Annotated in this window: 21 protein-coding genes; 18 read left to right on the top strand and 3 right to left on the bottom strand. The window is 58.8% G+C overall.

What is annotated here, in order from left to right; translation table 11 throughout:
* The first annotated feature begins 122 nt into the window (after nt 1-122).
* The 4 genes from trxB (at nt 123) to infA (ending at nt 2,920) form a co-directional block, all read left to right on the top strand.
* On the top strand, nt 123-1,082 hold the full coding sequence (trxB, locus tag KGA85_RS02230) for a thioredoxin-disulfide reductase (RefSeq protein WP_150755578.1): 960 nt from the start codon (nt 123-125) through the stop codon (nt 1,080-1,082).
* Between the two features lie 62 nt (nt 1,083-1,144).
* On the top strand, nt 1,145-1,825 hold the full coding sequence (gene aat, locus KGA85_RS02225; protein WP_223453977.1) for a leucyl/phenylalanyl-tRNA--protein transferase: 681 nt from the start codon (nt 1,145-1,147) through the stop codon (nt 1,823-1,825).
* Between the two features lie 57 nt (nt 1,826-1,882).
* A complete protein-coding gene (locus KGA85_RS02220) occupies nt 1,883-2,590 on the top strand; it encodes an arginyltransferase (protein ID WP_223453976.1) in 708 nt (235 codons plus the stop codon).
* 111 nt (nt 2,591-2,701) lie between these two features.
* A complete protein-coding gene (infA, locus tag KGA85_RS02215; RefSeq protein WP_002553999.1) occupies nt 2,702-2,920 on the top strand; it encodes a translation initiation factor IF-1 in 219 nt (72 codons plus the stop codon).
* Nucleotides 2,921-3,154: 234 nt separating this feature from the next.
* Here infA and clpA read toward each other — a convergent pair whose 3' ends face one another.
* Nucleotides 3,155-5,425, bottom strand: a complete 2,271-nt coding sequence (gene clpA / locus KGA85_RS02210) for an ATP-dependent Clp protease ATP-binding subunit ClpA (protein ID WP_056723817.1) — start codon at nt 5,423-5,425, stop codon at nt 3,155-3,157.
* 30 nt (nt 5,426-5,455) lie between these two features.
* Complete coding sequence (gene clpS, locus KGA85_RS02205) at nt 5,456-5,818, bottom strand: ATP-dependent Clp protease adapter ClpS (protein ID WP_015094394.1); 363 nt, start codon at nt 5,816-5,818, stop codon at nt 5,456-5,458.
* Between the two features lie 224 nt (nt 5,819-6,042).
* On the opposite strand from clpS, the gene cspD reads away from it, so the two are divergent.
* Entirely contained in the window at nt 6,043-6,309 is a 267-nt protein-coding gene (gene cspD / locus KGA85_RS02200) for a cold shock domain-containing protein CspD (protein WP_223453974.1), read from the top strand.
* A gap of 80 nt (nt 6,310-6,389) precedes the next feature.
* Here the strand turns inward: cspD and icd are convergent, their stop codons facing one another.
* Nucleotides 6,390-7,646, bottom strand: a complete 1,257-nt coding sequence (gene icd, locus KGA85_RS02195; protein ID WP_007972065.1) for an NADP-dependent isocitrate dehydrogenase — start codon at nt 7,644-7,646, stop codon at nt 6,390-6,392.
* On the opposite strand from icd, the gene KGA85_RS02190 reads away from it, so the two are divergent.
* The 13 genes from KGA85_RS02190 (at nt 7,645) to nuoC (ending at nt 22,213) form a co-directional block, all read left to right on the top strand.
* Entirely contained in the window at nt 7,645-7,812 is a 168-nt protein-coding gene (locus KGA85_RS02190) for a hypothetical protein (RefSeq protein WP_185754733.1), read from the top strand. The genes icd and KGA85_RS02190 overlap by 2 nt on opposite strands.
* Nucleotides 7,813-8,138: 326 nt before the next feature.
* Nucleotides 8,139-10,364 (top strand): NADP-dependent isocitrate dehydrogenase, encoded by a 2,226-nt coding sequence (locus KGA85_RS02185; protein ID WP_223542864.1) that lies wholly within the window; start codon nt 8,139-8,141, stop codon nt 10,362-10,364.
* A gap of 175 nt (nt 10,365-10,539) precedes the next feature.
* A complete protein-coding gene (locus tag KGA85_RS02180) occupies nt 10,540-10,986 on the top strand; it encodes an NUDIX hydrolase (RefSeq protein WP_223453970.1) in 447 nt (148 codons plus the stop codon).
* A gap of 59 nt (nt 10,987-11,045) precedes the next feature.
* On the top strand, nt 11,046-12,179 hold the full coding sequence (gene mnmA / locus KGA85_RS02175; RefSeq protein WP_223531877.1) for a tRNA 2-thiouridine(34) synthase MnmA: 1,134 nt from the start codon (nt 11,046-11,048) through the stop codon (nt 12,177-12,179).
* A complete protein-coding gene (gene hflD / locus KGA85_RS02170) occupies nt 12,176-12,799 on the top strand; it encodes a high frequency lysogenization protein HflD (protein ID WP_223531879.1) in 624 nt (207 codons plus the stop codon). The genes mnmA and hflD overlap by 4 nt, the downstream gene beginning before the upstream one ends.
* A gap of 124 nt (nt 12,800-12,923) precedes the next feature.
* Nucleotides 12,924-14,294, top strand: coding sequence for an adenylosuccinate lyase (gene purB / locus KGA85_RS02165; RefSeq protein WP_223444758.1), 1,371 nt, complete (start codon nt 12,924-12,926; stop codon nt 14,292-14,294).
* A gap of 86 nt (nt 14,295-14,380) precedes the next feature.
* On the top strand, nt 14,381-15,550 hold the full coding sequence (locus KGA85_RS02160; protein WP_223453967.1) for a cupin domain-containing protein: 1,170 nt from the start codon (nt 14,381-14,383) through the stop codon (nt 15,548-15,550).
* On the top strand, nt 15,543-15,968 hold the full coding sequence (locus KGA85_RS02155; protein WP_223453966.1) for a GNAT family N-acetyltransferase: 426 nt from the start codon (nt 15,543-15,545) through the stop codon (nt 15,966-15,968). Before KGA85_RS02160 ends, KGA85_RS02155 begins: the two co-directional genes overlap by 8 nt.
* 172 nt (nt 15,969-16,140) lie before the next feature.
* Nucleotides 16,141-16,902, top strand: a complete 762-nt coding sequence (locus KGA85_RS02150; RefSeq protein ID WP_223453964.1) for a secretin N-terminal domain-containing protein — start codon at nt 16,141-16,143, stop codon at nt 16,900-16,902.
* A gap of 473 nt (nt 16,903-17,375) precedes the next feature.
* Entirely contained in the window at nt 17,376-18,701 is a 1,326-nt protein-coding gene (gene aceA / locus KGA85_RS02145; protein ID WP_007970439.1) for an isocitrate lyase, read from the top strand.
* A 555-nt stretch (nt 18,702-19,256) separates the two neighbouring features.
* On the top strand, nt 19,257-19,670 hold the full coding sequence (locus tag KGA85_RS02140; protein ID WP_003223812.1) for an NADH-quinone oxidoreductase subunit A: 414 nt from the start codon (nt 19,257-19,259) through the stop codon (nt 19,668-19,670).
* A 10-nt stretch (nt 19,671-19,680) separates the two neighbouring features.
* Nucleotides 19,681-20,355: a NuoB/complex I 20 kDa subunit family protein gene (locus KGA85_RS02135; protein WP_007970441.1), complete on the top strand. Its 675-nt coding sequence runs from the start codon at nt 19,681-19,683 to the stop codon at nt 20,353-20,355.
* Between the two features lie 73 nt (nt 20,356-20,428).
* Nucleotides 20,429-22,213 (top strand): NADH-quinone oxidoreductase subunit C/D, encoded by a 1,785-nt coding sequence (nuoC, locus tag KGA85_RS02130; protein ID WP_223453962.1) that lies wholly within the window; start codon nt 20,429-20,431, stop codon nt 22,211-22,213.
* Nucleotide 22,214 lies beyond the last annotated feature (1 nt).

Genomic DNA, 22,214 nt, shown 5'->3' with positions numbered 1-22,214 from the left:
CGGGTTTGTACGCACGACGCCATGCTTGAGACCCTTGGGTGTAGCATAGTCAACAGCACATGACATGCTGTTCAATTTGAGCATGCATTCTCTTTGGTGACAAAGGCTTATGAGGTGTTTTTATGAGCGAAGCGAAGCATTCACGCCTGATTATCCTGGGCTCCGGCCCTGCGGGTTACAGCGCGGCCGTTTATGCCGCCCGCGCCAACCTCAAGCCCGTTGTCATTACCGGCATACAGGCAGGTGGCCAGCTCACCACCACCGTCGAAGTGGATAACTGGCCAGGCGACGTTGAAGGCCTGACCGGACCAGTGCTGATGGATCGCATGCAAAAACACGCCGAGCGCTTTGCCACCGAGATCGTTTACGACCACATCCACACCGCCAAGTTGCAACAACGGCCGTTCGAATTGATCGGCGATGGCGGCACCTACACCTGCGACGCCTTGATCATTGCCACCGGCGCCTCCGCGCAATACCTGGGCCTGCCGTCGGAAGAAGCGTTTGCCGGCAAAGGGGTGTCAGCGTGCGCGACCTGTGATGGATTTTTCTATCGAAATCAAGTGGTTGCGGTGGTAGGCGGCGGCAACACGGCGGTCGAGGAAGCCTTGTACCTGTCGAACATCGCCAAGGAAGTGCACCTGGTGCATCGGCGCGACAAGCTGCGCTCGGAGAAGATCCTCCAGGACAAACTCTTCGAAAAAGCCGCCAATGGCAATATCCGCCTGCACTGGAACCAGAACCTGGACGAAGTGCTCGGCGATGCCCGCGGCGTGACCGGCGCCCGCCTGCGGGACAGCCAAACGGGTGAAACCAAGGAACTGCCGCTGGCCGGGGTGTTTATCGCCATCGGCCATAAACCCAATACCGACCTGTTTACGGGCCAACTGGAAATGCGCGACGGGTATCTGCTGGTCAAGGGTGGCAGCGAAGGCGATGCCACCGCTACGGCGATTGCCGGTGTGTTTGCCGCCGGTGACGTGGCCGACCACGTTTACCGCCAGGCCGTTACGTCTGCCGGGGCCGGTTGCATGGCGGCACTGGACGCCGAAAAATACCTCGACGACATTCCAACCGTTTGAAGGCAAACTTTATGGCGGGCCAAAACCCACCACTGCCCTCCCCTTCTGTAAGTCCGGATGCCATGCTGACCTGGTTACAACGCAACACCTTGCATTTCCCACCGCTGGAAAAGGCCATGCGCGACCCCAACGGGCTGCTGGCTGCCGGTGGCGATCTGTCCGCCGATCGGCTGATCTCGGCTTATCGCCACGGCTGCTTCCCATGGTTTTCCGAAGGCCAGCCGATCCTCTGGTGGTCACCGGACCCGCGCACGGTTCTGTTTCCCGACGAATTGCACGTCTCGCGCAGCCTGAACAAGCTGCTGCGCCAGCAACGCTACCAAGTGACCTTCGATCAGGACTTCGCCGCCGTCATCCGTGCCTGTGCCGCACCCCGGGATTATGCTGACGGCACCTGGATCACCGAGGCCATGCAGGACGCCTACATCGAACTGCACAGGCGCGGACACGCGCACTCGGTGGAAGTGTGGGACGGGGATGAACTGGTTGGCGGGCTGTATGGCCTGGCAATGGGCCAGTTGTTTTTCGGCGAGTCCATGTTCAGCCTCGCTGACAACGCCTCGAAATTCGGTTTTGCCACACTGGTTCGGCATCTGAAAGACTCGGGTTTTGTATTGATCGATTGCCAGATGCCCACCGATCACTTGCACAGCCTGGGCGCCCGAGCCATTCCCCGCCGTGAATTTGCCGGCTATCTGGCCAGGCACCTGGACCAACCCAACACCGCCACCTGGGTTTGCTGAGCGACATTTGCGCGCGTGGCTTACACTTATTCAAAAGCATTATCCCGAGGGTTGATCATGACCGAGTTGGCGCGTTTGAAGTTCTATGCCACTCAGCCGCACTCTTGCAGTTATCTGCCCGATGAGCAGGCCACAACCCTGTTCCTCGACCCTAGCCAGCCCATGGATGTGCATGTCTATGCAGACCTGTCGGAGATGGGGTTTCGTCGCAGTGGCGATCATCTCTACCGGCCGCATTGCCAGAATTGCAATGCGTGCGTTCCGGCACGCATTCCCGTGGGGCAGTTCACGCCCAACCGGCAACAGAAACGCATCTTCAAGCGCAATGTGGATTTGCAGGTGCGTCCGGCCAAGCCCGGCTTCAACGAAGAGTACTTCGACCTTTACCAGCGCTATATCGAACAGCGTCACGCCGATGGCGATATGTACCCGCCGAGTCGCGACCAGTTTTCGACATTTCTGGTACGAGACCTGCCGTTTTCCCGATTTTACGAGTTCCGCCTGAACGGCCGGCTGCTGGCCGTCGCCGTCACCGATTTACTGCCGAACGGTCTTTCGGCGGTCTACACCTTCTACGAACCGGCCGAAGAGCGCCGCAGCCTTGGGCGCTATGCAATCCTCTGGCAAATCGCCGAGGCAAGACGGCTGGGGCTGGATGCGGTCTACCTCGGCTACTGGATCAAAAACTGCAAAAAAATGAACTACAAGACTCAATATCGCCCTATTGAGTTGCTGATTAATCAGCGCTGGGTGGTTCTAAACTAGAGCCGGCCCTAAACCCCTTGGCTTAAACCCCACTTTTCGGGCACAATGCACGCCGCTTTTGCCTGGCGCAGTTGCACCGGGCCATTCATTGGACACCGAGGGCTTTACTGCATGTCGAAAGAAGACAGCTTCGAAATGGAAGGCACTGTCGTCGACACCCTGCCCAACACCATGTTTCGTGTGGAGTTGGAAAATGGGCACGTCGTAACCGCGCACATCTCCGGCAAGATGCGCAAGAACTACATTCGTATTCTTACCGGCGACAAAGTGCGCGTAGAGCTGACTCCCTATGACTTGAGCAAAGGGCGCATCACTTACCGCGCTCGCTAATCAAGTCAATACAAGACGCCCGGCTTATGCCGGGCGTTTTTGTTTGCCTGCGATTTAGCTGCCGCACTCGGACAATGTGGGAGCGGGCTTGCTCGCGAATGCGATCTGTCTGACACAGGGATGCTGGATATGCCGACGCTTTCGCGAGCAAGCCCGCTCCCACACTGGATTTGTGTATGACCTGCAGACAACAAAAAGGCGCCAACCGGCGCCTTTTTGTTTTGCTTCTGAACGTCAGGCCATCTCGGCCGTGGTCTCGAACTCGAAGGTCAGCTCGCCGTCCTTGATGTCGATGTGTACCACACCGCCATGCTCGGCCAGTTCGCCAAAGAGAATCTCCTCCGCCAGCGGACGCTTGATCTTGTCCTGGATCAGGCGAGCCATTGGGCGAGCACCCATCGCCGCGTCGTAGCCACCTTCGGCCAGCCAGTTGCGGGCTGCATCGGTGACTTCCAGCAACACACGCTTGTCTTCCAGCTGCGCCTGAAGCTCGGTAAGGAACTTGTCCACCACGCTCTTGATGACCTCATGGCTGAGGCGACCAAACTGGATGATGGTGTCCAGACGGTTGCGGAATTCCGGCGTGAAGCTCTTCTTGATCACTTCCATCGCATCGGACGAGTGATCCTGATAGGTGAAACCGATCGAAGCACGGGCCGCGGTCTCGGCACCGGCATTGGTCGTCATGATGACGATCACGTTACGGAAATCCGCCTTGCGCCCGTTGTTATCGGTCAACGTACCGTGGTCCATCACCTGCAGCAGCAGGTTGAAGACTTCCGGATGCGCCTTTTCGATCTCATCGAGCAACAGCACGCAGTGTGGCTGCTTGGTGATGGCTTCGGTAAGCAAACCGCCCTGATCGAACCCGACATAACCCGGAGGCGCACCGATCAGACGCGATACGGTGTGGCGCTCCATGTACTCGGACATGTCGAAACGAATCAGCTCGACACCCAAGGCCTTGGCCAACTGACGCGCCGCTTCGGTTTTACCGACACCGGTAGGCCCTGCGAACAGGAACGAACCGACAGGCTTGTCAGGGGACTTGAGGCCGGCACGGGACAGCTTGATCGCGGTTGCCAGCGAGTCGATCGCGGCATCCTGACCGAACACGGTCAACTTCAGGTCACGCTCGAGGTTACGCAGCAGCTCCTTGTCGGAACTGGTGACGTGTTTTGGTGGAATCCGCGCGATTTTCGCGACGATGTCCTCGACTTGCGGCACTTCGATGCGCTTCACACGCTTCTCGACCGGTTGCAGGCGCTGGTAGGCACCCGCTTCGTCGATGACGTCGATGGCCTTGTCCGGCATATGACGGTCATTGATGTAACGCGAGGCCAGTTCGGCAGCCGCGCGCAGGGCTTCATCACTGTATTCGATATTGTGATGGCTTTCGAAACGCCCCTTCAGGCCGCGCAGAATGCCAATGGTGTCTTCCACCGAAGGCTCCGACACATCGACCTTCTGGAAGCGCCGGGCCAAAGCACGGTCCTTCTCGAAGATGCCACGGAATTCCTGGAACGTGGTCGAACCGATGCAACGGATATCACCCGAGGACAGCAGCGGCTTGAGCAGGTTCGATGCATCCATGACGCCACCGGACGCGGCACCCGCACCAATGATGGTGTGGATCTCGTCGATGAACAGGATCGCCTGCGGACGTTTTTTCAGTTCATTGAGCAACGCCTTGAAGCGTTTCTCGAAATCGCCACGGTATTTGGTACCGGCCAGCAAGGCCCCCAGATCGAGGGAGTAAACCACGCTGTTGGCCAGCAGGTCCGGCACCTGGTTGTCGACAATGCGCTTGGCCAGACCTTCGGCAATCGCGGTTTTACCCACGCCCGCCTCGCCCACCAGCAGCGGATTGTTTTTGCGACGACGCGCCAGGATCTGCGCGACGCGCTCGACTTCCAGCTCACGACCCACCAACGGATCGATACGACCCTGGCGCGCCAGCTCGTTGAGGTTGCTGGCATAAGCATCCAGGGGATTGCCAGAGGAAGAAGACTCACCGCCCTCATCGTCCTGCATATCTTGTTCACCTTCAGAGTGATCGCCATGCCCCGGCACCTTGGAAATGCCATGGGCGATGTAGTTGACGACATCTATGCGGGCAACGCTCTGCTGTTTCAGCAGGAACACCGCCTGACTCTCTTGCTCACTGAAGATCGCGACCAGCACGTTAGCACCAGTCACTTCGCGTTTGCCCGAGCTCTGTACGTGAAACACAGCACGTTGCAGTACACGCTGGAAGCCCAGGGTTGGCTGGGTTTCGCGATCCTCGTCATGCACGGGGATCAATGGCGTGGTGGAGTCAATGAACTCCTGCAGGTCATGCTTGAGTTTGTCGAGGTTTGCGCCGCACGCACGCAAAACGGTGGCGGCAGCCTCATTGTCCAATAGGGCCAGCAAGAGGTGTTCGACGGTCATGAACTCATGACGCTTCGAACGGGCTTCCTTGAAGGCAAGATTGAGGGTGACTTCGAGCTCGCGGTTTAACATAGCTTCACCTCATACCCAAGTGGTCGGCGATTAACCGTCCTTCTCGATTTCACAGAGTAGCGGATGCTGGCTTTCCCTGGCGTACTGGTTGACCTGCATGGCCTTGGTCTCGGCGATGTCACGGGTAAACACTCCACATACTGCCCGCCCTTCTGTGTGGACGGCCAGCATGACCTTGGTCGCCAGCTCGCGATTCAGGTTAAAAAACACCTCGAGCACTTCGACGACGAAATCCATCGGTGTGTAGTCATCATTGAACAAAACCACCTTGTACATCGGCGGCGCCTGTAGTGCAGGCTTTGCCTCCTGAACAGCAATGCCCGCGGAATCGTCGTCGTGTAAATCAGGGCGATCCTGATTGAATGTTAGTCGAATCTGGCTGATTGCATGCATGGAAAGAAAGGTTCGTCAGTTGTTCAAATACAGTGGTGGGGGCGGCTATCAGCGATTTCAACTCCGACTGCCGGGTCAGCTTGACTATCGGCAAAACGGTGTTACAACCAATAGAGCCCACAGTGGGTAAAAAAGGTCCGCGGAGTCAATCTTATTTACAGATTCGACTGCGGATGTACGGAATGATACTCCAGTGATGGAGTCTGTTGCAGAGGGAGTTGGGTATGTCAGGCGGCAAGGTCAGCGGCAAGGTCAAATGGTTCAACAACGCCAAGGGTTACGGTTTCATCATCGAGGACGGCAAGACAGAAGATCTGTTTGCCCACTACTCCGCCATCCAGATGGAAGGTTATAAAACCCTGAAAGCCGGGCAAGCTGTCGTATTCGACATCATCCAGGGCCCCAAAGGCCTGCACGCGATCAACATCGGCAATCCGGTGGATGCTTCGAAAGCGACGACATCCGCCCCGCAACAGACCGTTACGGTGTAAGACCACACCGTCATCCCGCCATAAAAAAACCGCCTGACTCAAATTCTTGAATCAGGCGGTTTTTGTGTGCCTGCGTTTTCTTACATGTGCGAGATCAGCGCATCACCGAAGCCGGAAGACGAAACCAGCTTGGCCCCTTCCATCAGACGCTCGAAGTCATAGGTTACGGTCTTGGCGGAAATCGCGCCGTTGGTGCCCTTGATGATCAGGTCGGCTGCTTCGGTCCAGCCCATGTGGCGCAGCATCATTTCAGCGGACAGGATCAGCGAACCGGGGTTGACCTGATCCTTGCCGGCGTACTTCGGTGCAGTACCGTGGGTGGCTTCGAACATAGCCACGGTGTCGGACAGGTTGGCACCCGGCGCGATACCGATACCGCCCACTTCCGCCGCCAGGGCGTCGGAGAGGTAGTCGCCGTTCAGGTTCAGGGTTGCGATTACATCGTACTCGGCCGGGCGCAGCAGGATCTGCTGGAGCATGGCGTCGGCGATGGCATCCTTGACGATGACATTTTTGCCGGTTTTCGGGTTCTTGAACTGCATCCACGGACCGCCGTCGAGCAGGGTCGCGCCGAACTCTTCAGCCGCCACTTCGTAGGCCCATTCCTTAAAGGCACCTTCGGTGAACTTCATGATGTTGCCTTTGTGCACGATGGTCAGCGAATCGCGATCGTTGTCGACCACGTATTGCAGGGCCTTGCGTGCCAGACGCTTGGTGCCTTGCAGGGACACCGGCTTGACGCCGATACCGCAGTTTTCGTCGAAACGGATCTTGGTAACGCCCATTTCTTCTTTAAGGAACTTGATGACCTTGGTGGCTTCCGGCGTGCCGGCCTTCCACTCGATGCCAGCGTAGATGTCTTCGGAGTTCTCGCGGAAGATGGTCATGTCGACATCGCCTGGCTTCTTGACCGGGCTAGGCACGCCTTCGAACCAGCGCACCGGGCGCAGGCAGACGTACAGGTCGAGTTGCTGACGCAGGGCCACGTTCAGGGAACGGATGCCGCCACCGACCGGGGTGGTCAGCGGGCCCTTGATGGAAACCACGTAGTCCTTGACCGCGTCCAGGGTTTCCTGAGGCAGCCAGGTGTCCTGATCGTAAACCTGAGTCGCTTTCTCCCCGGCGTACACTTCCATCCAGGAAATCTTGCGCTCGCCACCGTAAGCCTTCTTAACAGCAGCATCGACAACCTTGATCATGACCGGGCTGATGTCGACACCAATGCCGTCGCCTTCGATGAAGGGGATGATCGGGTTATTAGGAACATTGAGAGAATGGTCTGCATTGACGGTGATTTTGTCGCCGACGGCTGGAACCTGAATCTTCTTGTAACCCATGCTGAACTCCATTGATTGGATTGAACATCTGGCTTGGTTCGAGCGTAACCCAGTTGAATCGGCGCGCAAACCCTATGTTCCATCCATCTGCCGCAAAGCCTTGCAACTCGTGCGCTACAAGCCTGAAAGCAAAGGGAAAAGCGCCAAAACCAAGCACGACGAATGACTCTACGCTCGACTTGCCCCTGCGACCTTTAGACCAATGGACGACATTCGTTGTGTATGAACCATCGGCAGATTGCCAGCTACCTATGTATAATGCCGCCGCTGACCACAGGGTCACGACGGTTGAAGCGCTCTACGACGAGACTTTCCGCCTGGCAGGCCGGCCTGTTATCGCAGTCCGGCCACTTGACGCCCTACTGATGCACCCAACATCACAGCAACGAAACCTCGATATTCGGCTCATGGATGACTTTGAACGAACGCGCTTACCCGGCGCCCTCGAGTTTCTGCGCACGCTTTAGCAAAGAAGAGAGAGTTAATCCGAATATGCCCACCCGCTCGAAGATCATCTATACCTTCACCGACGAAGCTCCTGCCCTCGCCACCTATTCACTGTTGCCTATCGTAGAGGCGTTCACCGCCTCGGCTGATATCGCCGTTGAAACCCGCGATATCTCTCTTGCAGGGCGCATCCTGGCCAGCTTCCCCGAGCAACTGGGTGACAAAGCCGTAGCCGACCACCTCGCCGAACTGGGCGCCCTGGCCGTTACGCCTGAAGCCAACATCATCAAATTGCCGAACATCAGCGCCTCGGTTCCGCAACTGCAAACCGCGATCAAAGAGCTGCAAGCTCAAGGCTTCGCACTGCCGGACTACCCTGAGACCGTCACCAGCGACGCCGACAAAGAAGCCAAGGCCCGCTACGACAAGATCAAGGGCAGCGCCGTGAACCCGGTTCTGCGTGAAGGCAACTCCGACCGCCGCGCGCCGTTGTCGGTCAAGAACTACGCACGCAAGCACCCGCACAAAATGGGCGCCTGGGCCAAGGACTCCAAGTCCCACATCGCGCACATGAGCACCGGCGATTTCTACGGCAGCGAAAAAGCCGCCCTGATCGACGCCGCTGACGCCGTGAAAATCGAACTGATCGCTCAAGACGGCACCGCCACCGTCCTGAAAGAAAAAACCAGCGTACAAGCCGGTGAGATCCTCGATTGCGCGGTATTGAGCAAAAACGCCCTGCGCAGCTTCATCGCGGCCGAAATCGAAGACGCCAAGGCACAAGGCGTGCTGCTGTCGGTTCACTTGAAAGCCACCATGATGAAGGTCTCCGACCCGATCATGTTCGGCCAGATCGTTGCCGAGTTCTATAAAGACGCGCTGGCCAAGCACGCTGACGTGCTGGCACAGATCGGCTTCAACCTGAACAACGGCATCGGCGACCTGTACGCTCGCATCAAGGCATTGCCTGCCGAGCAGCAAGCGGCCATCGAAGCTGACATCCAGGCGGTCTACGCCGTTCGCCCTTCCCTGGCGATGGTCAACTCCGACAAAGGCATCACCAACCTGCACGTGCCGAGCGACGTCATCGTCGACGCCTCGATGCCGGCGATGATCCGTGACTCCGGCAAGATGTGGGGCACCGACGGCCAGCTGCACGACACCAAGGCCGTGATCCCGGATCGCTGCTACGCCACCATCTACCAGGCTGTGATCGAAGATTGCAAAGCCAACGGTGCGTTCGATCCGACCACCATGGGCAGCGTGCCAAACGTTGGCCTGATGGCGAAGAAAGCCGAAGAGTACGGCTCCCACGACAAGACCTTCCAGATCAAGGCTGACGGCGTTGTTCGCGTCACCGACAGCAAGGGCAACCTGCTGATGGAACAGGCTGTTGAAGCCGGCGACATCTTCCGCATGTGCCAGGCCAAAGACGCGCCGATCCAGGACTGGGTCAAACTGGCCGTCAACCGTGCTCGCGCAAGCGCTACTCCAGCGATTTTCTGGCTGGACCCGATGCGCGCCCACGACGGCGTAGTGATCGAGAAAGTTCAGGCTTACCTGAAGGATCACGACACTGCCGGCCTGGACATCCAGATCATGGCACCGGTCGACGCGATGAAGTACACCCTGCAGCGCACCCGCTCTGGCCTCGACACCATTTCGGTGACCGGCAACGTACTGCGCGACTACCTGACCGACCTGTTCCCGATCATGGAACTGGGCACCAGCGCCAAGATGCTGTCGATCGTGCCGCTGATGAACGGCGGTGGCCTGTTCGAAACCGGCGCCGGCGGTTCGGCTCCGAAGCACGTTCAGCAGCTGCTGGAAGAAAACTTCCTGCGCTGGGATTCGCTGGGTGAATTCCTGGCCCTGGCCGCGTCCCTGGAACACCTGGGCGTGACCTACGACAACCCTAAGGCACTTGTTCTGGCCAAGACCCTGGACCAGGCCACCGGCCAGTTCCTGGACAACAACAAGTCGCCATCGCGCAAAGTCGGCAACATCGACAACCGCGGCAGCCACTTCTACCTGGCGCTGTACTGGGCTCAAGCCCTGGCTGCCCAGACCGAAGACACTGCACTGCAAGCGCAGTTCGCGACCCTGGCCAAGACCCTGACCGAGAACGAGGCGACCATCGTTGCCGAGCTCAATGCCGTTCAGGGCAAGCCAGTGGACATCGGCGGTTACTACCACGCCGACGCCGAGCTGATCAGCAAGGCCATGCGCCCGAGCGCAACCTTCAACGCGGCTGTCGCTGCGCTGGTTTAAGGTTGTAAGGGAACATCACAAACCCCGGCCCTGTGCCGGGGTTTGTGTTTCCAACATACAAAACCCTGTAGGAGCGAGGCTTGCCCGCGAAGGAGACAGCGCGGTCTTTGATAGACATCGCGGTGATGCCTTCGCGGGCAAGTCTCGCTCCTACAGGACGACCGGAGGATATTTCATGACCTGGCTACCCCACATCACCGTCGCCACCATCGTCGAAGACAACGGCCGCTTCCTGATGGTCGAAGAACTCAAGAGCGGACGCACGGTACTCAACCAACCCGCCGGTCATCTGGACCCGAATGAAACCCTGACCGAAGCCGCCGTGCGCGAAACCCTCGAGGAAACCGGCTGGGACGTCGAACCGACCGGCGTACTGGGCATTTACCTCTACACCGCCCCGAGCAACGGCGTGACCTACCAGAGGGTCTGCTTCATCGCCAAACCACTGAAACACCACGCGGATTATCAACTTGACGAAGGCATCGTCGGCGCCAAGTGGTTGACCCGCGACGAATTAATCGAGCAGCGCGACAACTGGCGCAGCGAGCTGATCATCCGCTGTATCGATGATTATCTGGAAGGCATTCACTTCGGCCTCGAATTGATCCGTCCTTCTCTTTAGCCTTGCGGGCCCGAGCCTGCTAGAATCGCGTCCTTTTTCAAGACACTCATTGAATCCCTATGCGTGATCCAGCCCCTTCTGACACACAAAAGAAGCGCGTCATTGTCGGCATGTCCGGCGGCGTGGACTCTTCCGTTTCCGCCCTCCTGCTGATTGAGCAGGGCTATGAGGTGGAAGGCCTGTTCATGAAGAACTGGGAAGAAGACGATGGAACGGAATACTGCACCGCCATGGATGACCTGGCGGATGCTCAAGCCGTGTGCGACAAGATTGGCATCAAGCTGCACACAGCCAACTTCGCCGCCGAGTACTGGGACAACGTATTCGAGCATTTCCTCGCCGAATACAAGGCCGGACGCACGCCGAACCCGGACATCCTGTGCAACCGCGAAATCAAGTTCAAGGCGTTCCTCGACTACGCCATGATGCTTGGCGCCGACCTGATCGCCACCGGCCACTACGTGCGTCGCCGCGACATCGATGGCCGCACCGAACTGCTCAAGGGCCTGGACCCGAACAAGGACCAGAGTTACTTCCTGCACGCCGTCGGCGGCGAACAGATCGCCAAGACCCTGTTCCCGGTCGGCGAGCTGGAAAAACCGCAAGTGCGCGCCATTGCCGAGAAATACGAACTGGCGACCGCGAAGAAGAAGGATTCCACCGGGATCTGCTTTATCGGCGAGCGCCGCTTCAGCGACTTCCTCAAGCAATACCTGCCAGCGCAACCGGGCGAGATCAAGACCACCGAAGGTGAAATCATCGGCCGCCACCACGGCCTGATGTACCACACCATCGGCCAGCGTCAGGGCCTGGGCATTGGCGGGCTGAAAGATGCCAGTGACGAGCCGTGGTACGTGCTGATCAAGGACCTGGAACACAACGAGCTGATCGTCGGCCAGGGCAATGATCACCCGTGGCTGTTCTCCCGCGCCCTGCTCGCTTCCGATATCTACTGGGTCAACCCGATCGACCTGAGCCAGCCACGCAAGCTGACCGCCAAGGTTCGTTATCGCCAGAGCGACCAGCCGTGCACCCTGGAAAAAACCGCCACCGGTTATCGCGCGACCTTCGATGATCCGCAACGCGCGGTCACTCCGGGCCAGTCCGTGGTGTTCTACGACGGTGAAATCTGCCTCGGCGGCGGCGTGATTGAAGTAGCCGAGCCGTGGACGAGCAAGGGCCATGCGCTATGAACCCGATTCAGGAGCAACTGACGGCACTGGGCGGCGTGTTTCTCGCCGCGGTGCTGGTGGACAGGATCGCCAAGACCGGCCAGACCAACGAAGCCGGCCTGACCTGCATGCTCGGCAGCCTGCTGATCCGCGACCCCAAGGACACCCTTGAAGTCTATGGCGGCGACGACATCAACCTGCGTGAAGGCTATCGCGCGTTGATCGGCGCCCTCGAGCGCGACCCAAACGCCCTGCAGCGCGAACCGCTGCGCTATGCCCTGGCCATGCTCGGCCTTGAGCGTCAGCTAGCCAAGCGCAACGACATGCTCGACGTGATCGGCAAGCGCCTGCCGCAGATTCAGTCCCAGGTCGAACACTTCGGCCCGGCCCACGAAAACGTGATCGCCGCCTGCGGCGCGCTGTATCAGGACACCCTGAGCACCCTGCGCCAACGCATCCAGGTACACGGTGACATGCGCAACCTGCAACAACCGAGCAACGCTTCGAAAATCCGCGCCCTGCTGCTGGCCGGCATTCGTTCGGCGCGCCTTTGGCGGCAATTGGGCGGTCATCGCTGGCAGCTGGTGATCAGCCGCCGCAAATTGCTCAAAGAGCTTTACCCCTTGATGCGTAACGAATAACCCGCATCAACAGAACAGAACTCAGCAATACGCGTAATACGCCGGTCAGTTGGCGACGGACCGGCGGATTTTTTCATGTATGATACGCGCCCCATTTCGTTGCCCGACTGTCCGAGAACACCCCATGCAGCTTTCTTCGCTCACTGCGGTTTCCCCTGTTGACGGCCGCTACGCCGGCAAAACCCAGGCCCTGCGCCCAATTTTCAGCGAGTACGGCCTGATCCGTGCCCGCGTTCTGGTTGAAGTGCGCTGGCTCCAGCGCCTGGCCGCTCACCCTGCCATCAGTGAAGTGCCGGCGTTCTCCGCCGAAGCCAACGCTGTGCTCAACACCCTGGCGGAAAACTTTTCTCTGGAGCACGCCGAGCGCGTCAAAGAGATCGAGCGCACCACCAACCACGACGTCAAAGCCATCGAATACCTGCTCAAAGAGCAAGCGGCCAAGCTGCCGGAACTGGCCAAGGTCAGCGAGTTCATCCACTTTGCCTGCACCAGCGAGGACATCAACAACCTGTCCCACGCCCTGATGCTGCGCGAAGGCCGTGATGACGTGATGCTGCCGCTGATGCGCCAGACCGCCAACGCCATCCGTGAACTGGCGATCCGTTTCGCCGACGTGCCGATGCTGTCGCGCACCCACGGTCAGCCGGCCTCGCCGACCACCCTGGGCAAAGAACTGGCGAACGTGGTTTACCGTCTGGAGCGCCAGATCGCCCAAGTCGCTGCCGTTCCGCTGCTGGGCAAGATCAACGGCGCTGTCGGCAACTACAACGCTCACCTGTCGGCCTACCCTGAGATCGACTGGGAAGCCAACGCCCGCGCCTTCATCGAAGACGAGCTGGGCCTGGGCTTCAACCCTTACACCACGCAGATTGAACCGCACGACTACATCGCCGAGCTGTTCGACGCGATCGCCCGCTTCAACACCATCCTGATCGACTTCGACCGCGACATCTGGGGCTATATCTCCCTGGGTTATTTCAAACAGCGCACCATTGCTGGCGAAATCGGTTCGTCGACCATGCCGCACAAGGTCAACCCGATCGACTTCGAAAACTCCGAAGGCAACCTGGGTATCGCCAACGCACTGTTCCAGCACCTGGCGAGCAAACTGCCAATCTCCCGCTGGCAGCGCGACCTGACCGACTCCACCGTACTGCGCAACCTCGGTGTCGGCTTCGCCCACAGCGTGATCGCGTACGAAGCCAGCCTCAAGGGCATCAGCAAGCTTGAGCTCAACGAGCAGAAGATTGCCGCTGACCTGAACGCGTGCTGGGAAGTATTGGCCGAGCCGATCCAGACCGTGATGCGTCGCTACAACATCGAAAACCCGTACGAAAAGCTGAAAGAACTGACCCGCGGCAAGGGCATCAGCCCAGAAGCGCTGCAGACTTTCATCGACGGCCTGGACATGCCAGCTGCCGCCAAGGCCGAGCTGAAATTGCTCACCCCGGCCAACTACATCGGCAACGCTGTAGAACAAGCCAAGCGCATCTGATCGACCGCTAGACCCTTTTAAGACGCCCGGCCGCGCCGGGCGTTTTTATTCCCGTCTGAAAAGTGCATTTTTTCAATAGGTTACACATGAATCCTGATATTCCTCTTCAACTTCTGGGCGGCATCACGGCACGGGAATTCCTGCGCGACTACTGGCAGAAAAAGCCGCTGTTGATCCGTCAGGCGATTCCTGATTTCGAAAGCCCGATCGACGCCGACGAACTGGCCGGCCTGGCGCTGGAAGAAGAAGTCGAATCGCGCCTGATCATCGAGAAAGGCGAGCGTCCGTGGGAACTGCGTCGCGGCCCGTTCGCCGAAGATGAATTCAGCAAACTGCCTGAACGTGACTGGACCCTGCTGGTTCAAGCCGTGGATCAGTTCGTCCCGGAAGTCAGCGAACTGCTGGAAAATTTCCGCTTTCTGCCGAGTTGGCGCATTGACGACGTGATGATCAGCTACGCCGCACCGGGTGGCAGCGTTGGTCCGCACTTCGACAACTACGACGTGTTCCTGCTGCAAGGCCACGGCAAGCGCAACTGGAAGATCGGCCAGATGTGCAATACCGAGAGCCCGATGCTGGCCCACGCCGACCTGCGCATCCTCTCCGAATTCGAAGCCACCGATGAATGGGTGCTGGAACCGGGCGACATGCTCTACCTGCCACCGCGCCTGGCCCATTGCGGCGTCGCCGTTGATGAATGCATGACCTACTCGGTCGGCTTCCGTGCACCGAGCGCTGCTGAAGTGCTGACCCACTTCACCGACTTCCTCAGCCAGTTCCTGTCGGACGAAGAACGCTACACCGACGCCGACGCCTTGCCGACTGCCGATCCTCACCAGATCCAGCGCGACGCACTCGACCGCCTGAAAGGCCTGCTGGCCGAGCACATGAGCGACGAGCGCCTGCTGCTGACCTGGTTCGGCCAGTTCATGACCGAGCCACGCTACCCGGAACTGGTGGTGGGCCCGGAAGACGTCGAAGAAGAGGACTTCATGTCTGCCCTGGAGCAAGGCGCGATCCTGATTCGCAACCCTAGCGCACGCCTGGCGTGGTCTGAAGTCGATGACGACCTGCTGCTGTTCGCCAGCGGCCAGAGCCGTTACCTGCCAGGCAAACTGCGTGAGCTGCTGAAGATGATCTGCGCTGCCGACTCGCTCCACGCCGATAACCTTGGCGACTGGCTGAGCGACGAAGACGGTCGCGGCCTGCTGTGCGAACTGGTCAAGCAAGGAAGCCTGGGGTTTGCCGATGAATAAGATTCACGTACGTGTCGCAGACTGGCAGAAGGACAACGCCGAGATCCGGCGCATTCGTGAAACGGTGTTCGTCGCCGAGCAATCCGTTCCGCCAGAATTGGAATGGGACGCCGATGACATTGATGCAGTGCATTTCCTCGCTTACGAAGGCGACTTTCCGATTGGCACCGCCCGCCTGTTGCCCGACGGCCACGTCGGCAGGGTATCGGTACTCAGAGACTGGCGCGGCCTGAAAGTCGGCGATGCACTGATGCAAGCGGTCATCGGTGAAGCCGAAGAGCGCGGACTCAAGCAGCAGATGCTCAGCGCCCAGGTACAAGCCACGGCGTTCTATGAGCGCTTGGGCTTTCACATGGTCAGTGAGGAATTCCTGGAAGCCGGGATTCCGCATGTGGACATGGTTCGGCACTCGGCTTGAGACCCTGTGGCGAGGGAGCTTGCCCCCTCGCCACAAAAGCTGCATGCAAACACCACAAAACGCCCCGCCATCTCCGGATACCGGGGCGTTTTGCTGTCTGCCATTCAACTTGCCTCGCCCCGGGCCGACAAAGTGGCACTATCATCAATTCAAGTTGGCGGAGATAACGGATATGTCCCTACGCACCCTGCTCAGCACCTTGCTGGTGGCCTGCAGCCTTTCGGCCATGGCAGCCACCGAAATCGTGCCCCTGAACTACCGTACCAGCGCCGACCTGCTGCCCGTGGCGCAGGATTTCATCGGCAAGGATGGCCAGGTCAGCGCCTATGGCAATCAACTCATCGTCAACGCCGATCAGCGCAAGATCGACGAACTTAAAGCCCTTCTTTCGCAACTCGACACCGCACCCAAGCGCCTGCTGATCACCGTCGACACCAGCGACAACAACTTCCAGGGTGACCAGGGTTATTCGGTGAACGGCGCCAAGCCAAGCCAGACCCGCATCATCAACTACAGCACCGATAGCCGCGACGGCGGCATTCAGCAAGTGCAGGCCAGCGAAGGCGCACCGGCGCTGATCCAGGTGGGCCAGAGCGTGCCGCTGACCAGCTCGCAGACCGACTCCTACGGCGACCTGCGTAGCCAGACCGAATACCGCAACGTCACCCAGGGCTTCTACGTCACCGCAAACGTCACCGGCGACATCGTCCACCTGTCGATCAGTACCAACCATGACCGCATGAGCCAGGAACGTCCCGATGTAGTGAACGTACAAAGCACCGACACAACCGTCACCGGCCACCTCGGTGAGTGGATCCTGCTGGCCGGGGTCAACGGCCAAACCCAGGCCGACAAACAGGGCCTGACCCGCAGCTACTCGACCCAGAGCCGCAACGACATGACATTGCGGGTGAAAGTCGACACCTTGGACTAAAGCACCAAAAACTGACTGACGAGTCGTATTAGACCAAAGATGTAGTGCCTGAAAAAAAGCACTACAAAACGTTTGACGAGCCAAAAAAGCAAAGGCATGATGGCCTCGCTCCCGCTAATCAGAGGCCCTGGCAAGGGCCTTCGAGGCGATGTTCGCACCTACCCCGCGAACCGCTTCGTGTCTGTACCGCCCACAAGGTGTGTTTGACGAGGTTGTCGACTGGAACGAAGTTGTCCCGAGGGACGGAAGCGTAATAGGTAACCCGGCACCACACTGTTGTTCGCACCAAGGCCCACGACGCCCGAATGCGCCCGCAGTTCGCCTTTACCTGCTCACTTCCCCTCGAGCCGATCGTTCATCCCGTCGCCCTCCCCGCCGAATCCGACTTGACCGCTTAAGCTTCTGGTCAGCGAGCGCAGGAATTTTCCACCGCAGAACAACTTTTCATAAAGACGCGACGAGGTTTATCTCCCATGGCACTGACACGCGAACAGCAAATTGCAGCCCTCGAAAAAGACTGGGCTGAAAACCCGCGCTGGAAAGGCGTGACACGCACTTACTCCGCTGCTGACGTCGTCCGCCTGCGTGGCTCGGTTCAACCTGAGCACACCTTTGCAAAAATGGGCGCCGAGAAGCTGTGGAACCTGGTCACCCAGGGTGCCAAGCCAGCCTTCCGTCCTGAGAAAGATTTCGTCAACTGCATGGGCGCCCTGACCGGCGGCCAGGCTGTACAACAAGTCAAGGCCGGTATCCAGGCGATCTACCTGTCGGGCTGGCAAGTGGCTGCGGACAACAACTCCGCCGAATCGATGTACCCGGACCAGTCGCTGTACCCGGTGGACTCGGTTCCAACCGTGGTCAAGCGCATCAACAACTCGTTCCGTCGTGCCGACCAGATCCAGTGGAAAGCCGGCAAGAACCCGGGCGACGCTGGCTACATCGACTACTTCGCGCCAATCGTGGCTGACGCCGAAGCCGGCTTCGGCGGCGTACTGAACGCCTACGAGCTGATGAAGAGCATGATCGAAGCAGGCGCCGCCGGCGTTCACTTCGAAGACCAGCTGGCTTCCGTGAAGAAATGCGGCCACATGGGCGGCAAGGTACTGGTTCCTACCCAGGAAGCCGTACAGAAGCTGACCGCTGCTCGCCTGGCTGCTGACGTTGCCGGTACTCCGACCATCATCCTGGCCCGTACCGACGCTAACGCCGCTGACCTGCTGACGTCCGACTGCGACCCGTACGACCAGCCATTCGTGACTGGCGAGCGCACCCAGGAAGGCTTCTACAAAGTACGCGCCGGTCTGGACCAGGCCATCGCTCGCGGCCTGGCCTACGCTCCGTACGCCGACCTGATCTGGTGTGAAACCGCCAAGCCGGATCTGGACGAAGCCCGTCGCTTCGCTGAAGCGATCAAGAAGGAATACCCGGACCAACTGCTGTCGTACAACTGCTCGCCTTCCTTCAACTGGAAGAAAAACCTGGACGACGCGACCATCGCCAAGTTCCAGCGCGAACTGTCCGCCATGGGCTACAAGCACCAGTTCATCACCCTGGCCGGCATTCACAACATGTGGCACAGCATGTTCAACCTGGCGCACGACTACGCCCGCAACGACATGACTGCCTACGTGAAGCTGCAAGAGCAGGAATTCGCTGACGCCGCCAAGGGTTACACCTTCGTGGCTCACCAGCAGGAAGTGGGCACCGGCTACTTCGACGACATGACCACCGTGATCCAGGGTGGCTCGTCTTCGGTGACCGCGCTGACCGGCTCGACTGAAGAAGAACAGTTCCACTGATCTGCTTCGACTGAGACATCAGCCGCTGCGGGCCGAATAGAAAGCTAACCGCAGCGCTGCACATCTGACGCCCCGACTGGTTCGGGGCGTTTTTTTGCCTGCGATTCAACAAACACTGCAAAAAAAACCTGTGGGACGGTGGTGCTTGTAGAAAATCATTGATCCAGAGCGGTACGACTGTCAGAAAAATCCGCTAAAACGCACACCGCCACTACTTGCAGTAACGCCCATATAAGACAACTTCCCGAGTATCCGAAGGACAAGCAGTTTAAAAACCACGCCAAACAATACTGATTATCATTTATAGTTAACAATGTTCGTTACATTCCCTACAAAACATAATTGACGAAATGCCGGCTAATGCCCGAGCCGCAAGGCCTGTGGGGGTTTTGAGGCGCGCTATGTCCTTATTCCTATAATAAATTTCGCTATAGGAATTTTACTTGCCGGGTGTTTAGCCATAAAATCAGCGGGATTGATTGCTGCGACATATCGTCACTGCTTTTGTTTCTTTTCAAGCTCAGAGACCCTTGCTCTCTGTTAAGGATTACCAGCATGCCCGAAGCGACAGGACTCATGGCCCACAACTGGGGCTTTGCCATTTTCCTTCTAGGCGTTGTCGGCCTCTGCGCCTTCATGCTCGGTGTTTCCAGCCTCCTCGGGTCAAAAGCCTGGGGCCGCAGCAAAAACGAACCGTTCGAGTCCGGCATGCTACCTACAGGTGGCGCCCGCTTGCGGCTCTCAGCCAAATTCTATCTGGTCGCGATGCTCTTCGTGATCTTCGATATCGAAGCCCTCTTTCTCTTTGCATGGTCTGTGTCCGTCCGCGAAAGCGGCTGGACCGGATTCGTCGAAGCTCTCGTTTTCATAGCAATTCTGTTGGCAGGCCTTGTCTACCTATTCCGAGTGGGCGCCCTTGACTGGGCTCCGGAAGCTCGGCGCAAGCGGCAAGCGAAGCTGAAACAATGAGGCTTTGGCAATGCAATACAATCTCACCAGGATCGACCCCGATGCTCCTAACGAGCAGTATCCGATTGGCCAGCGGGAAACCGTTTCCGATCCGTTAGAAGATCAAGTCCACAAAAACATTTTCATGGGCAAGCTCGAAGACGTGCTTAACGGCACGATCAACTGGGGGCGCAAGAACTCCCTGTGGCCGTATAACTTCGGTCTTTCGTGCTGCTACGTGGAAATGACCACCGCCTTCACGGCGCCCCACGACATCGCGCGCTTTGGCGCCGAGGTTATCCGGGCATCGCCGCGTCAGGCGGATTTCATGGTTATCGCCGGTACCTGCTTCATCAAGATGGCGCCGATCATTCAGCGTCTCTACGAGCAAATGCTCGAGCCTAAATGGGTCATTTCCATGGGTTCGTGCGCCAACTCCGGTGGCATGTACGACATCTACTCCGTCGTTCAAGGGGTGGACAAGTTCCTGCCCGTGGACGTCTACGTGCCTGGCTGCCCGCCCCGCCCTGAGGCTTTCCTGCAAGGCTTGATGCTGTTGCAGGAGTCGATTGGCCAGGAGCGTCGCCCACTTTCCTGGGTCGTTGGTGATCAAGGCGTCTATCGCGCCGAGATGCCTTCCGAAAAGGAAAAGCGCCGCGAACAGCGTATTCAGGTAACCAACCTGCGCAGCCCCGACGAAGTCTGATCCAGATCTGCTTCTTAAAAAGAACGAGAACCTGGCTTCATTCTTTACGTTGACCGAAAGCGATAAAATAACCATGACTACAGGCAGTGCTCTGTACATCCCGCCTTACAAGGCAGACGACCAGGATGTGGTCGTCGAACTGAACAACCGTTTTGGCCCGGAGGCATTCACCGCCCAGCCAACCCGCACCGGCATGCCGGTGCTTTGGGTTGCCCGCGCCAAACTCGTCGAAGTCCTGACTTTCCTGCGTAACCTGCCCAAGCCGTACGTCATGCTCTATGACCTGCACGGCGTTGACGAGCGCCTGCGCACCAAGCGTCAAGGGCTGCCGAACGGCGTCGACTTCTCCGTGTTCTATCACTTGATGTCGATCGAACGTAATAGTGACGTAATGATCAAGGTCGCCTTGTCCGAGAGCGACCTCAGCCTGCCGACCGTCACCAGCATCTGGCCGAACGCCAACTGGTACGAGCGTGAAGTCTGGGACATGTTCGGCATCGACTTCAAAGGCCACCCTCACCTGTCGCGCATCATGATGCCGCCGACCTGGGAAGGTCACCCGCTGCGCAAGGACTTCCCGGCCCGCGCCACCGAGTTCGACCCGTTCACCCTGAACCTGGCCAAGCAACAGCTCGAGGAAGAGTCCGCGCGCTTCAAGCCGGAAGACTGGGGCATGAAGCGTTCCGGCCCGAACGAGGACTACATGTTCCTCAACCTCGGCCCGAACCACCCGTCCGCGCACGGTGCGTTCCGCATCATCCTGCAGCTGGACGGCGAAGAAATCGTCGACTGCGTACCGGACGTCGGTTACCACCACCGTGGTGCCGAGAAGATGGCCGAGCGTCAGTCCTGGCACAGCTTCATCCCGTACACCGACCGTATCGACTACCTCGGCGGCGTGATGAACAACCTGCCGTACGTGCTCTCGGTCGAGAAGCTGGCCGGCATCAAGGTGCCGGAGAAGGTCGACGTCATCCGCATCATGATGGCCGAGTTCTTCCGGATCACCAGCCACCTGCTGTTCCTGGGTACCTACATCCAGGACGTCGGCGCCATGACCCCGGTGTTCTTCACCTTCACCGACCGCCAGCGCGCCTACACGGTGATCGAAGCCATTACCGGTTTCCGTCTGCACCCGGCCTGGTACCGCATCGGTGGTGTCGCCCACGACCTGCCGCGGGGCTGGGAAAAGCTGGTTAAAGACTTCGTCGAGTGGATGCCCAAGCGTCTGGACGAATACCAGAAAGCCGCACTGGACAACAGCATCCTGCGTGGCCGGACCATCGGCGTCGCCGACTACAACACCAAAGAGGCCCTGGAATGGGGCGTCACCGGTGCCGGCCTGCGTTCGACCGGTTGCGATTTCGACCTGCGTAAAGCGCGTCCGTACTCGGGCTACGAGAACTTCGAATTCGAAGTGCCGCTGGCCGCCAACGGCGATGCCTACGACCGTTGCATCGTGCGTGTTGAGGAGATGCGCCAGAGCATCAAGATCATCGACCAGTGCCTGCGCAACATGCCGGAAGGCCCGTACAAGGCGGATCACCCGCTGACCACGCCGCCGCCGAAAGAGCGCACCCTGCAGCACATCGAAACCTTGATCACGCACTTCCTGCAGGTTTCGTGGGGCCCGGTCATGCCGGCCAACGAATCCTTCCAGATGATCGAAGCGACCAAGGGCATCAACAGTTATTACCTGACGAGCGATGGCGGCACCATGAGCTACCGCACCCGGATTCGTACCCCAAGCTTCCCGCACCTGCAGCAGATCCCTTCGGTGATCAAAGGCAGCATGGTCGCGGACTTGATTGCGTACCTGGGTAGTATCGATTTCGTTATGGCCGACGTGGACCGCTAAG

This window comes from Pseudomonas sp. GL-B-12, from assembly GCF_019955895.1.
Lineage (GTDB): Bacteria > Pseudomonadota > Gammaproteobacteria > Pseudomonadales > Pseudomonadaceae > Aquipseudomonas.
The sequence above is the reverse complement of the archived record's forward strand: the minus strand, read 5'-3'. Positions and strand labels throughout refer to the sequence as shown.

Coding starts and splice junctions, on each gene's coding strand:
- KGA85_RS02140 (WP_003223812.1), top strand. CDS start 19,257: ATGCCCGAAGCGACAGGACTCATGGCCCACAACTGGGGCTTTGCCATT.
- aceA (WP_007970439.1), top strand. CDS start 17,376: ATGGCACTGACACGCGAACAGCAAATTGCAGCCCTCGAAAAAGACTGG.
- clpS (WP_015094394.1), bottom strand. CDS start 5,818: ATGCATGCAATCAGCCAGATTCGACTAACATTCAATCAGGATCGCCCT.
- clpA (WP_056723817.1), bottom strand. CDS start 5,425: ATGTTAAACCGCGAGCTCGAAGTCACCCTCAATCTTGCCTTCAAGGAA.
- KGA85_RS02190 (WP_185754733.1), top strand. CDS start 7,645: ATGCTGAACTCCATTGATTGGATTGAACATCTGGCTTGGTTCGAGCGT.
- KGA85_RS02185 (WP_223542864.1), top strand. CDS start 8,139: ATGCCCACCCGCTCGAAGATCATCTATACCTTCACCGACGAAGCTCCT.
- cspD (WP_223453974.1), top strand. CDS start 6,043: ATGTCAGGCGGCAAGGTCAGCGGCAAGGTCAAATGGTTCAACAACGCC.
- KGA85_RS02160 (WP_223453967.1), top strand. CDS start 14,381: ATGAATCCTGATATTCCTCTTCAACTTCTGGGCGGCATCACGGCACGG.
- nuoC (WP_223453962.1), top strand. CDS start 20,429: ATGACTACAGGCAGTGCTCTGTACATCCCGCCTTACAAGGCAGACGAC.
- KGA85_RS02220 (WP_223453976.1), top strand. CDS start 1,883: ATGACCGAGTTGGCGCGTTTGAAGTTCTATGCCACTCAGCCGCACTCT.
- icd (WP_007972065.1), bottom strand. CDS start 7,646: ATGGGTTACAAGAAGATTCAGGTTCCAGCCGTCGGCGACAAAATCACC.
- KGA85_RS02150 (WP_223453964.1), top strand. CDS start 16,141: ATGTCCCTACGCACCCTGCTCAGCACCTTGCTGGTGGCCTGCAGCCTT.
- KGA85_RS02180 (WP_223453970.1), top strand. CDS start 10,540: ATGACCTGGCTACCCCACATCACCGTCGCCACCATCGTCGAAGACAAC.
- hflD (WP_223531879.1), top strand. CDS start 12,176: ATGAACCCGATTCAGGAGCAACTGACGGCACTGGGCGGCGTGTTTCTC.
- aat (WP_223453977.1), top strand. CDS start 1,145: ATGCTGACCTGGTTACAACGCAACACCTTGCATTTCCCACCGCTGGAA.
- mnmA (WP_223531877.1), top strand. CDS start 11,046: ATGCGTGATCCAGCCCCTTCTGACACACAAAAGAAGCGCGTCATTGTC.
- infA (WP_002553999.1), top strand. CDS start 2,702: ATGTCGAAAGAAGACAGCTTCGAAATGGAAGGCACTGTCGTCGACACC.
- KGA85_RS02155 (WP_223453966.1), top strand. CDS start 15,543: ATGAATAAGATTCACGTACGTGTCGCAGACTGGCAGAAGGACAACGCC.
- purB (WP_223444758.1), top strand. CDS start 12,924: ATGCAGCTTTCTTCGCTCACTGCGGTTTCCCCTGTTGACGGCCGCTAC.
- trxB (WP_150755578.1), top strand. CDS start 123: ATGAGCGAAGCGAAGCATTCACGCCTGATTATCCTGGGCTCCGGCCCT.
- KGA85_RS02135 (WP_007970441.1), top strand. CDS start 19,681: ATGCAATACAATCTCACCAGGATCGACCCCGATGCTCCTAACGAGCAG.